This window comes from Gluconobacter cerevisiae (assembly GCF_015244675.1).
In the GTDB taxonomy this organism is placed as follows: Bacteria; Pseudomonadota; Alphaproteobacteria; order Acetobacterales; family Acetobacteraceae; genus Gluconobacter; species Gluconobacter cerevisiae.
Window position 1 is genome coordinate 423,452 of sequence record NZ_JABCQO010000002.1, and the last position, 10,781, is coordinate 434,232.

A 10,781-nucleotide genomic window follows, 5' to 3' on the forward strand; every position below is an offset into this window, starting at 1 on the left:
TGCGTCAGTCCTGGATCGCGGTGCTGATCAGGGTAGCAGGCATGAAAAAACCCGGTCTCATGAGAGACCGGGTGGGGTGCATTTTCGTGTCGGAGAAGGATCAGCCCTGATGCGGTGCTTCAGACAGCATGGCAGCTTTGCCTGGCTTGTCTTTCCATTCTTCCGCATCTGGCATGGCGTCGATCTTGCGGGTCATGTTCGGCCATTGAGCCGAATATTTCGCATTAACCTCGATCCACGGCGCGGCGCGGTTGTCGCTGTCGGGGAAGATGGCTTCGGCCGGGCATTCCGGCTCACATACGCCGCAGTCGATGCATTCATCAGGATTGATGACAAGGAAGTTTTCGCCTGCATAGAAGCAGTCTACGGGGCAGACTTCCACGCAATCCGTGAACTTGCAGCGAATGCAGTTTTCTGTGACCACATAGGTCATTGACGTCTCCGATCGTCTTGCTGGTCCGGCATCCGGCCGGTTTCATCCGAGCGGGATGATATGCGAAGGTTTGGCGTCAGACGCAAGCATCGTCAGCCGTCTTCTGTGATGACTTCGTAAAGAAGTGCGGCTTCTTTTGCCGGACCGCGGCGTTCACCAAGATCCAAGACGCGCCACACGCGCACTTCTCCGCCAGAAACTGCGGGAAAAGTCAATATGTCGCCGATGTGAAGCTTGGCATGGGGCTTACCGGTGGGTTGCCGGTTAATGCGGATGCGGCCTTTCCCGACGATGGTCGCGCAAAGCGGGCGTGTCTTGGCGATGCGGGCGTAATAGAGCCACTGGTCCAGCCGCTGATAGGGTTCGTTCATGGGCGGACTTTTTCCCTGAGGATAGCGAGGGCCGCAAAAGGACTGTCAGTTCGTGGAGGGGAGGGGCGTCTGGACGCAGATCCATGTTGCGGGGTTCTGGGGTGACGGGAGACTCGGGTTTTGCGATCGTGGAGAATCATGAGCGGGCGTGGCGGGCCAGCATAGGTTAGGGACTGAGTCTCGGCGGGTTGATGCGCAATGCCCAGACCTTTCAGGGCGTCTGGAAGGCTGTCGGTCTTTACACCCAGTCTGGAGGCCAGATCGGGCGGTGCGATGTGGTTGCGGCGAAGTGCAAGCTGGTGCAGTTCCGCGATGCAGCGTTCTGCAATGTCGAGGCGCAGGCCCGTATCTCCGGCACGGATCCAGCCAAATTGCCCGCTGATGGCGGACCATGGAAGTGAGACGCGACCGGGTGCTGTCGGGCGGTGCGGCGTTTGGTGCTGCAGGGCATGCAACAGCCCCAGAAGATCCAGAGGGCGCGTCCGGAACAAAGCCGGGCAGAAGATTGAAAAACGTCCGACTTCGACACCGTTTTTCCGCAGCTTGCTGCGCAGGGCGGCGGGAAGTGCCTGATCTTCTGGTAGGGTTTCGGTGATGCCGCCGTCTTCCGTGAGGCGGTGCAGAATGGCGCGGAGGCCTGGCTCGCGGTCAGCGACGGCATGGGCGCGATAAAGGGCTTTCAGATCCGTGCGGATGAGGTTTACCACAAATGTCAGCAGACGGGTTTCGACATGGGTTTTCTGGACCGTGTCGGTGAACTCGGCTGGAAAAAGCTGGATGGCGGGGCGGAGCAGGGATGTGCCTGCGATGAGGCGGCCAAGAGGAATTTCATCCCAGAAAAGATCTCCGGTCCTGGCGTCTAGTCTGAGGGCGGTGTCGGGCGCGTCCTGTAGGAGACGGATCCGGCGGGGGATTTCGTGGATGAGGGCCTTGCGTCCGGCACGCAGGATCATCTGGCGCTCAGGGCCAGAGGCCACGTCCGTCTCCAGTGTGAAGCCCCGGATGCGTCCGATGCTGTGACCTTCTACCAGAACGTCGCCATCGGGTTTGACGGCAGACAGCAGTGTGCGGTCGCCGTCGCTGTCCAGGCGGCGCAGAAGCGTGGTGGCGCGGCGGTCCACGAAACGGGCGGTGAGGCGTTCGTGCAGAGCGTCGGAGAGCTGGTCTTCCACCTCGCGGGCACGCTCCTGCCACATGGCGGAATGGCGGCTCCATTCGGTGCGGGCGGCGACATAGGAGCAGACGCGCACGCCGGTGAGGCGGTGCATGAGGGTGTCGATATCACCTTCGGTTTTGGCCAGACCACGAATATGGCCTTCCATCCAGTGCGCAGGAATGCTCCCTTCCTTAACCAGATGAATATAGAGACGCGCGCAGAGGCGGGTGTGGCTGTCATCGCCGAGCTTGCGAAAGTCGGGGATCTGACAAACGTCCCAGAGCAGGGTCGTGGCCCGCTTGCCTCGGGCGATCTCGCGAACATCCGGATCGAGCATCAGGGATTCGAGGGTGGTGACGTCCGAGGCCACGCGACCTGCGGTCAGGCCCCGCAGCGGTGGCGGGCGCGTCAGGCTTTTGAGCAGGTTGGCAGGATTGGTGAAGTCCAGTTCGTGATTGCGCCAGTAGAGGCGTTGGATCGGGTCGAAGCGGTGCTGTTCGACGGCTTCGACGAGGGCGCTGGACATTGGAGGGCAGTCGGCTGTGGTACCGAAGGTACCGTCTTTCATGCCGCGTCCGGCGCGTCCGGCGATCTGGGCGATTTCCTGTGGGAACAGGGGGCGGGGGACGGTGCCGTCGAATTTGCTGAGCTGGGCCAGGGCGACGTGATCGACGTCCATGTTCAGCCCCATGCCGATGGCATCGGTTGCGACGAGATAATCCACGTCGCGGTTTTGGTAGAGCTCGACCTGGGCATTGCGGGTACGAGGACTGAGTTGGCCCATGATGACCGCACAGCCCCCCCGGCGTCTGCGGATGACTTCGGCCAGCGCGTAGACTTCGCTCATGGAGAACGCGACGATGGCCGAGCGTGGGGGCAGGCGGGAGAGTTTGGTGTGTCCGGTGCTGGCGAGGCTCGAGAGGCGGGCGCGGATGTCGATCTCGATGCCGGGAACGAGTCTCTGAAGCAGCGGGCGGATGGTTTCGGCGCCAAGGAACAGCGTCTCGACTGTGCCGCGTGCGTGGAGCAGGCGGTCCGTGAAGACGTGGCCGCGATCCGGATCTGAAGCGAGTTGGATTTCGTCGATGGCGATGAACTCGGCCTTGCGGTCCAGCGGCATGGCCTCGACAGTGCAGGAAAACCAGCGCGCGCCGGGGGGGACGATTTTTTCCTCGCCCGTGATGAGGGCGACGTGACGCTCGCCCTTGATTTTGATGAGGCGCTCGTAGTTTTCCCGGGCCAGCAGGCGCAGGGGAAAGCCGATGATGCCGGACGCATGGGCCATCATGCGCGTCAGGGCATAATGGGTCTTGCCGGTATTGGTGGGGCCAAGGGCAGCACGGATGCTGACTGGCATGGTATGGTCGCTGGACGAGGTTCCGTAGAATGCACCCTTCATGTCTGAATGGTCGGGTGCCTGCGGAGCAAAAGCAAGCATCTGAAGCCCTCCCGACAGATCTTTCTCGGGGGAGGCAGGTCTTTGAGGAAGAAAATCACATGAATTCGCATCCCCAGCTTCCCTTCGTGACCTCTGCTGAAGCGCCTGCGGCGCGTCTGGTGCATCTCGTGGCCTGTGAGGACAGTGCTGCGGTTTCCGGTCTTCTCGGAGAGCATGCCGTTTTTCTGCAAGCGCAGGGATTTTCCGGGAAAGACGGCGCTTTTACCCTCCTGCCGGGTGAAGGCGGGATCGGGGCTGCAATCCTGTGTGTGGGGTCTGCGCGGGCAAATGATCCGGAGGCTTTCGGGGTTTTGGGTACGACGTTGCCCGAGGGTGACTGGACGGCCGTGCTGCATGGACTGGAAGCCGGGGCGCTGGAGAGTGCGCTGCTTGGGTTCTGCATGGGGGCGTATCGGTTCGGTCTTGGAGAAATAAAACCGCGCGCGACACGGATGGTTGTTCCTGACGATGCGGCGCGCCTTGTGGCGATATCGAAGGCTGTGTGCTTCGGGCGGGACCTGATCAACATGCCTGCGAATCTTCTGGGGCCGCGAGAGCTTGCGGAAATGGCAGGCAAGGCACTGGTGCATCGTGGAGCGAGCGTCAGTCTTGTCGAGGGAGACGATCTGCGCAGGGCATATCCGTGTCTGGCGGAGGTAGGCGAGGGGTCCGAACGCAAGCCGGTTGTGGTCGTCGCGCGCTGGAAGGCTCGCGAGGGCGCGCCGCGGGTTTCGCTGGTCGGCAAGGGCGTATGTTTCGATACGGGCGGCTACGACCTCAAAGGGGCGGCAGGGATGCTGCGGATGAAGAAAGATATGGGCGGAGCAGCCCTGATGCTTGCGGTGACGTGCGCGGCAATCGACTTGGGACTGGATGTGGATCTGGAACTGCGTTTGGGCTGCGTGGAGAACAGCGTGTCGGGACATGCGATGCGTCCTGGAGACGTTCTGAAAACGCGCAGCGGAAAAATGGTTGAGATTGGCAACACGGATGCAGAGGGGCGGCTGGTGTTGTGTGATCTGATAACGGAAGCGTCCGAAAATCGTCCGGATGTCATTCTTGATGCTGCAACCCTGACGGGTGCAGCACGTGTGGCACTCGGCTCGGATGTGCCGGCATTGTTCAGTAATGATGATGAACTGGCCTCGCTTATTCTCGAATCGGGAAAAGCGACGGCCGATGTAATGTGGAGAATGCCACTCTGGCATGGCTATGATGCATGGCTTGATAGTAAAGTCGCTGACTTCGGAAATGTGACGTCAAAACCCATGGCTGGTGCGATTACGGCCGCGCTTTATCTTCAGAAATTCGTTCCGGATGGCCAGAAATGGGCACATATCGACACTTATGCGTGGAATGACGGAGGGCGTCCGGGCCGTCCTGAAGGCGGAGAAGTGCTTGGTCTTCGGGCAATTCTGGAAACATTGTCACGAATTCATAACAATTTCTGAGCTTTCATGAAGCGTTTCACTCAGGAAACAGTGTGTCGGTGTGAAGAAGGCTTGAAAGATTAGGGTGTCAAACGCGTTTCAATGAGGCATATGCCTCTTATCGTTTCGATGCAGAGTCATCGTCTACTGGAATGTTTTGGAACCCGTATGCTTGCGTATGCGTTCCAAATCACCATCTGAGTGCAACTGACGCCTCTCCCGGGAAGGAGAGGCAGAGAAATTTCATGTTGGCCCCCAGCCGCCCGCTCCCCGTTATGGGATCGGACAACAGGGCGTCGAACTGTTTAGGAGAGAGATCATGCCCCAGGCTACCAATGATCAGATGCTCAATCTTCTGTGCGACACCATCGTTTCCATGGTCCGTCGTGACGGTCCCGATCTTTCGGCACGACAGCTTGCCGTTTTCCTGACCTGCTACCTGCGGGACGGTGCTCACACGGTTCGCGGTCTGGCCCTTGAGCTGAAGGTTTCCAAGCCCGCAATCACCCGCGCGCTTGATCGTCTGGGCGAACTGGATCTGGCCCGTCGTAAGGTCGATCCGCTGGACCGTCGTTCGGTCCTCGTTCAGCGTACGCTGAAGGGTTCCGCATTCCTGCGTGAAATGCGCGCCGTCATGACGGAAGCCTCCGGCACCCGTTCGACGCGCACAGAGCGGGCTTCGGCTTCCGTTGAGCGTCTGAGCAGCCGCCGCGCTGGTTGAACGATCCGCTGGTTACCAGCGATCCTGCACGCGGGCTTTGGCTCGCGTGCAGATATATCCTGTCCACAGAATCTGTGGCAGGGCGATCATCAGAACTGTCGTGATGATCTGACCTGTGGCGAATGCTGCAGCGCCCCACAGGGCAAATCCCCAATATAAAAAAGTAACGAGCGGCACGGGCAGACCCGAGCGGACGGCCAGTTGATAGAGATGGCCGCGATGGGCCTGCGCGAGTCTGTCTCCGGCACGGGCACGACGCAGGAGCGTGAACGTCACGTCCCACAGTACGCCTGAGAGCAGCGCGATCACGAGGACGCTGCCCCCTGTGCCAAAGCCTGTCATGCCGCCCCAGGCGATGGCGAGGCCAATCGGCTGGCTGCCAACGTCGCCCATGAAAATCCGGGCTTTTGGAAAATTATAAGGCAGGAAACTCAGCAGACAGATGGCGAGCAGCATGAACGCGACTGGCATGATGCCTGCGCTGGCCAGAAACAGGGCGGAGATAGCCATGACGCCGGAAGCAAGGCCGTTGATCCCGTCGATGAAATTCAGGGCGTTCGTGATGAAGACCGCAGCGAGGACGAAGGGCACCAACATCCATAATGGAGTATCCGTGCCGTATGTTGCTCCGAATGCCGCGATGATAGCGGCCAGAAACTGGGCTGCGAGTTTGTAGCGGGCGGGGAACGGCCGCATGTCGTCGAGCCACGATACGGCGCCGAGTACGATCATGCCGATCAGTAATCCCGTGATGGCGGGAATAAGGGACACGGCGGCATGGGATGTGCGGAGGGCCGGGATCAGACAGAGGACGAAGGCCCCGACGATGCCGATGCCGCCACCTTTGGGTGTTGGTCTCGTATGCGAGCTACGGGCAACCGGATGATCCAGAACGCCTGCGCGGATCATGAACAGGATCAGGATATTACACAGCACAACTGCGGCAAGGCAGGGGAGTGTGATTCCAATATTAATATTCTGGAAAGAAAAGGGCATCTGACGACTTTATGGAAGAGAGGTTTTTGGCGCTATAAGGGGCAGGTGACATCAGTTGATCCTACAGGCCCTGCATCCTTGGCCTCAATGCCCCCTTCGGAGCCTTCTTTCAGGCCGCCTGCCAGCCCGGCTTCGCGTACGTCGATGCAGGCACGGCGCATTGCGCTCAATGTCGCGCTGGACGGAGTCGTGTCTGCGGCGGCAGCGCCTGTTGCACGTTGGCTGGCAGATCCGGCCGGGGGATGGCTCCATCCATTATGGTTCATTGCGGGTGGTGGCATCACGCTTTTGGTTGGCGGGTTACCGTTCCGTGTTCCGCAGCAGTACTGGCGGTTCTCGGGCGTGGCGGACCTATTCAATATTGCCTGCGCCTCGGTTCTGAGCGCACTGCTGTTCGCCGGGCTGTTACGTGTGGCGGGGTATCCGCTGCCGACGCCGACCTTTCCGATCATTCATGCGCTGGTTCTGCTGGTGTTTCTCGGCTCCGTTCGCATGATGTGGCGGCTGGCGGCGCGGCGTAAGAGCAGCGCGCTGGCCAATCAGCGCATTCTGCTGCTGGGCGCTGATCATGAGGCGGATCTGTTCATCCGGGCGATGGAGCGCGATAGCGAGAACAGTCGCAGTGTAGTGGGAATTTTGACTGGCGGGTCACAGCAGGCCGGGCGGCGTATTCATGATTGCCCCATTCTGGGAACGATCAGCGAAACCCCCGCTATTCTGGAGAGGCTTTTCGCCGCTGGAAAATTGCCCGACGCCCTGGTTCTGACCAATGGAGAAATCAAAGGGCGGGAACTGGCCCGGATTCTTGAATCGGCGCGGGTTTATGACATCGACGTTCAGCGAACGCCGTCGCTGACAGCTTTGCAGCCGGCGGATCGCGTGGAGCTTCGGCCTATCGCGATTGAGGATTTGCTGAACCGTCCTCCCGTTGCACTCGATTCGCAGGGTATGACACGGCTGATTTGTGGTCGGGTTATCGCTGTGACCGGGGCGGGAGGCAGTATCGGCTCGGAGCTTGCGCGGCAGATCGCGTCTTTCCGGCCCGCTATGCTTCTCCTGATCGAAAGCAGCGAATATGCGCTGTGGCAGATCAATCTGGATATTTCCGAGCGTTTTGGCAGCGTGACGCGCCACCAGATCGTCGCGGATGTGCGCGATCGGCGGCGCATGGCAGAAATTTTTGGAGAGTACCGACCGCAGATCGTGTTTCATGCGGCGGCTCTCAAGCATGTGCCCATCGTTGAAGACAATCCGGTCGAGGGTGTGCTGACGAATGTGATCGGTACGCGGATCGTGGCGGATGAGGCCGAGCGTGCCGGTGCACAGGCGATGGTCATGATTTCCACGGATAAAGCGGTCAATCCGTCCAGTCTGATGGGGGCCAGCAAGCGCTGTGCGGAGGTTTACGGGCAGGCGCTCGATATGCGCGCGCGGGCCGGGCAGGGCAGTATGCGGTGCGTGACCGTGCGGTTTGGCAATGTGCTGGGGTCCACGGGATCGGTCGTACCGCTCTTTAAACGGCAGCTTGAACATGGCGGACCGCTGACGGTCACGCATCCGGACATGACTCGCTATTTCATGACGGTGCCGGAGGCTGTGGGGCTTGTTTTGCAGGCGGCTGTGCGTGGAACGCATGAGCGTGCGGAACACGACGCGACGGATCGGCGCCTCAAGCAGGGCGGGATTTTCGTGCTCGATATGGGCGATCCGGTGCGGATCATGGATCTGGCGTTCCAGATGATCCGGCTGGCCGGGCTGCGTCCCGAAACCGATATCGAAATCCGCTTCACAGGGCTGCGTCCGGGTGAAAAGCTGTTCGAGGAACTGTTCCACGGCCGCGAGGCCCCAGTTCCGACCGATGCACCCGGTTTGCGGATGGCGTCTCCGCGGACTGTCGATTTCAGGGTGGCGAAACTTGCGATGGACGAACTGGAAATGGCCTGCCGCGCAAACGATCTGGGCGCGATCATGACCATCCTGTACAGGCTGGTTCCTGAATTCCTTCATAACCGTGACGGCGGAATGCCGGTTGCGGTCTCCCATCCCGATCCGGAGATGATAGCACCATGACACGGCAGATTGCTTTTCTCGACCTTCCCGCCCAGCAGGCACGCCTCGGCGGCCGCATCCAGAAGCGCGTGGATGCCGTCATGGCGCATTGCCGTTTCGTGCTTGGCCCGGAAGTGCAGGAACTGGAGCAGCGTCTGGCAGAGTTCGGAGGCGCGAAACATGCGATCGGCGTCTCATCCGGCACGGATGCACTGCTGATGGTACTGATGGCTGAAGAAATCGGGCCGGGAGATGCGGTTTTCCTACCAGCTTTCACCTACACCGCGACGGCAGAAGTCGTACTGCTGCTGGGTGGGACGCCGGTTTTCGTGGATGTTGATCCGCAGACCTTCCAGATCAGTCTTGAATCGCTGAAGGCGCGGCTCGAGGCCGTCCGTCAGGCAGAGGATCTGGAGCCGCGGGTCGTGATCGGGGTGGATCTGTTCGGACAACCTGCGCCCTGGGACGAACTGAAGCTCTGGACGGCGCAGGAAGGTCTGACGCTGGTGGCCGACTGTGCGCAGTCTTTTGGGGCGACCTATCATGGCCGCCGTCTGGGACATGAGGCGAAGGCGACCACATTGTCTTTCTTTCCGTCCAAGCCGCTGGGTGGTTATGGAGACGGCGGTGCGATCCTAACAGACGATGATGATCTGGCGGCGTTGTATCATTCCCTCCGCACGCATGGCGAAGGTCGCACGCGTTATGAAGTCGAGCGGATCGGGATCAACGGGCGTCTGGATACGCTTCAGGCGGCTGTACTTCTGGCAAAGCTCGATGTGTTTGATGCAGAACTGAAGCGTCGTGATGCGATTGCGGCGGCCTATGATGCCGGGATGCCTGCGGGGATTGTATCGCCCGCACGCGTGCCTGACAGCGAGAGCGCGTGGGCGATCTATACGGTCCTGCTGCCGGATGCGGCGAAGCGGGAGTCGCTTCAGGCGTTTCTGAAGGATTCAGGCGTTCCGACCGCCATTTATTATCCCAAGCCGCTGCATCATCAGCCAGCCTATGCGCCGCATCATGACGGAGCCTCCCTGCCGGTCGCGGAAGAGCTTGGTACGCGGGTTCTGGCACTTCCCATTCATCCCGAGCTGACGGACGAGGACGTTCGCCACATCATTGCAGCCCTTAATCGGTGGGCAGGAGAACAGGCGTGAGACGCGAGCAGAAACTTCTTTTTGTCTTTGGGGCCCTGGTCCTTATTCCAGTGGGCGTTATCTGGTTTGTGACCTGGCCGCTTCTGCATGCCTGGAAATTTCCGCAGGTGACTGCGGGACTGATGAGCGCGCCCATCAGTCGCGATCTGTCGGCAGATGAAGTTCAGAAGGTCAATCTGTGGCTTCAGTCGCATGAGACGGCCTGGGGCCCGTCGGGCGAGCGACCGCCTGCACCGGGGCAGGTCATTCTTGAAATGTCCACGGCGCAGGGACAGCCGTTGATTGTGTCCATCTGGAAACAGAAGAAGCAGGACGATATCGTGGGCGTTCAGCTTGAGAAGAACGGCCCGTATCGGATGAATGCTTTTCCCGATGCGCAGCTTATGGCGTTGCAGCCTGATGGCGCGCGGCCGAAATAATGAAGTCCTGAACGTCCGGGCTGAAAGGCAGCTTTCGCTCGGACGTTTCCCAGTTATCCCGCTCCAGATACATCCGGTTCGCCTTGGCCCAAAGTTCTGGACCGGTCGCTTCCTGCAAGGGTTGCTGTAGAGCCTTCCAGTTCGCCAACAGTTTAGCGGCTTCGGCGCTTTCAGGGGTGACCTGACGGCGCAGCGCGTCTTCGCACTGACCGATGAGCATCTCCCACTGTTTCGTGTATGTCGTACATTGCGTCGGGGGGAAATGGCTGTTGGCCATGTCCTGCCAACGTTGTTGTTCGTCAGACGTGAAATACTGATCCAGTACGTCTCTCATGGCTGTGGATGTCATGTACTGCTGTCCTTTGCTGATGAGGGCGCAGAAAGACGTCAGGTCCGGAACCGTTTCTCCTGAAATGGTAGCGCAGGCGGTCTTCATCTGGCCGATAATGGCGTCGAGTTCGGTACGCCGGGCCTCAAGAACGCGGAGCTGGGCTTTCTAGGCTCAGGACCTATTAATTTATTGAACTGAGCGAGAGGTTGTGATTCACAGGCTTACCGATGGAGGGTAGGCCTGTGAGTGAGGTATTTTTGTTGTCTGAGCGCCAGAT

10 protein-coding genes are annotated in these 10,781 nt (G+C 60.0%); 5 read left to right on the top strand and 5 right to left on the bottom strand.

What is annotated here, in order from left to right:
* Positions 1–100 precede the first annotated feature (100 nt).
* The 3 genes from fdxA to HKD21_RS04790 form a co-directional block, all read right to left on the bottom strand.
* Positions 101–433 carry a ferredoxin FdxA gene (fdxA, locus tag HKD21_RS04780; RefSeq protein ID WP_099285255.1) on the bottom strand — a complete coding sequence of 111 codons (333 nt, stop codon included), beginning with the start codon at positions 431–433 and terminating at the stop codon, positions 101–103.
* Between the two features lie 92 nt (positions 434–525).
* Entirely contained in the window at positions 526–804 is a 279-nt protein-coding gene (locus HKD21_RS04785) for an RNA-binding S4 domain-containing protein (protein WP_194254440.1), read from the bottom strand.
* A complete protein-coding gene (locus HKD21_RS04790; protein WP_194254493.1) occupies positions 801–3,359 on the bottom strand; it encodes a helicase-related protein in 2,559 nt (852 codons plus the stop codon). Before HKD21_RS04790 ends, HKD21_RS04785 begins: the two co-directional genes overlap by 4 nt.
* 98 nt (positions 3,360–3,457) lie before the next feature.
* Between HKD21_RS04790 and HKD21_RS04795 the strand changes: the two genes are divergently transcribed.
* Together HKD21_RS04795 and HKD21_RS04800 are read left to right on the top strand one after the other, a co-directional pair.
* Positions 3,458–4,849 carry a M17 family metallopeptidase gene (locus tag HKD21_RS04795; protein WP_194254441.1) on the top strand — a complete coding sequence of 464 codons (1,392 nt, stop codon included), beginning with the start codon at positions 3,458–3,460 and terminating at the stop codon, positions 4,847–4,849.
* Positions 4,850–5,147: 298 nt separating this feature from the next.
* Positions 5,148–5,549: a MarR family transcriptional regulator gene (locus HKD21_RS04800; protein WP_194254442.1), complete on the top strand. Its 402-nt coding sequence runs from the start codon at positions 5,148–5,150 to the stop codon at positions 5,547–5,549.
* 12 nt (positions 5,550–5,561) lie between these two features.
* On the opposite strand, the gene HKD21_RS04805 is transcribed toward HKD21_RS04800, so the two are convergent.
* Positions 5,562–6,545: a glycosyltransferase family 4 protein gene (locus tag HKD21_RS04805; RefSeq protein WP_194254443.1), complete on the bottom strand. Its 984-nt coding sequence runs from the start codon at positions 6,543–6,545 to the stop codon at positions 5,562–5,564.
* Between the two features lie 144 nt (positions 6,546–6,689).
* Here HKD21_RS04805 and HKD21_RS04810 point away from each other — a divergent pair, with 144 nt between their 5' ends.
* From HKD21_RS04810 to HKD21_RS04820, 3 genes are all read left to right on the top strand, one after another.
* The gene (locus HKD21_RS04810) at positions 6,690–8,615 is read left to right on the top strand and encodes a polysaccharide biosynthesis protein (RefSeq protein ID WP_194254494.1); all 1,926 of its coding nucleotides are present in this window, start codon (positions 6,690–6,692) and stop codon (positions 8,613–8,615) included.
* A complete protein-coding gene (locus tag HKD21_RS04815; protein ID WP_194254444.1) occupies positions 8,612–9,754 on the top strand; it encodes a DegT/DnrJ/EryC1/StrS family aminotransferase in 1,143 nt (380 codons plus the stop codon). Before HKD21_RS04810 ends, HKD21_RS04815 begins: the two co-directional genes overlap by 4 nt.
* A gap of 122 nt (positions 9,755–9,876) precedes the next feature.
* Complete coding sequence (locus tag HKD21_RS04820; protein WP_228120941.1) at positions 9,877–10,173, top strand: hypothetical protein; 297 nt, start codon at positions 9,877–9,879, stop codon at positions 10,171–10,173.
* On the opposite strand, the gene HKD21_RS04825 is transcribed toward HKD21_RS04820, so the two are convergent.
* A complete protein-coding gene (locus HKD21_RS04825) occupies positions 10,136–10,522 on the bottom strand; it encodes a TipAS antibiotic-recognition domain-containing protein (protein WP_194254446.1) in 387 nt (128 codons plus the stop codon). The two genes, HKD21_RS04820 and HKD21_RS04825, sit on opposite strands and share 38 nt — an antisense overlap.
* Positions 10,523–10,781: the final 259 nt, after the last annotated feature.

Coding starts and splice junctions, on each gene's coding strand:
- fdxA (WP_099285255.1), bottom strand. CDS start 433: ATGACCTATGTGGTCACAGAAAACTGCATTCGCTGCAAGTTCACGGAT.
- HKD21_RS04785 (WP_194254440.1), bottom strand. CDS start 804: ATGAACGAACCCTATCAGCGGCTGGACCAGTGGCTCTATTACGCCCGC.
- HKD21_RS04790 (WP_194254493.1), bottom strand. CDS start 3,359: ATGAAGGGTGCATTCTACGGAACCTCGTCCAGCGACCATACCATGCCA.
- HKD21_RS04795 (WP_194254441.1), top strand. CDS start 3,458: ATGAATTCGCATCCCCAGCTTCCCTTCGTGACCTCTGCTGAAGCGCCT.
- HKD21_RS04800 (WP_194254442.1), top strand. CDS start 5,148: ATGCCCCAGGCTACCAATGATCAGATGCTCAATCTTCTGTGCGACACC.
- HKD21_RS04805 (WP_194254443.1), bottom strand. CDS start 6,545: ATGCCCTTTTCTTTCCAGAATATTAATATTGGAATCACACTCCCCTGC.
- HKD21_RS04810 (WP_194254494.1), top strand. CDS start 6,690: ATGCAGGCACGGCGCATTGCGCTCAATGTCGCGCTGGACGGAGTCGTG.
- HKD21_RS04815 (WP_194254444.1), top strand. CDS start 8,612: ATGACACGGCAGATTGCTTTTCTCGACCTTCCCGCCCAGCAGGCACGC.
- HKD21_RS04820 (WP_228120941.1), top strand. CDS start 9,877: ATGAGCGCGCCCATCAGTCGCGATCTGTCGGCAGATGAAGTTCAGAAG.
- HKD21_RS04825 (WP_194254446.1), bottom strand. CDS start 10,522: ATGACATCCACAGCCATGAGAGACGTACTGGATCAGTATTTCACGTCT.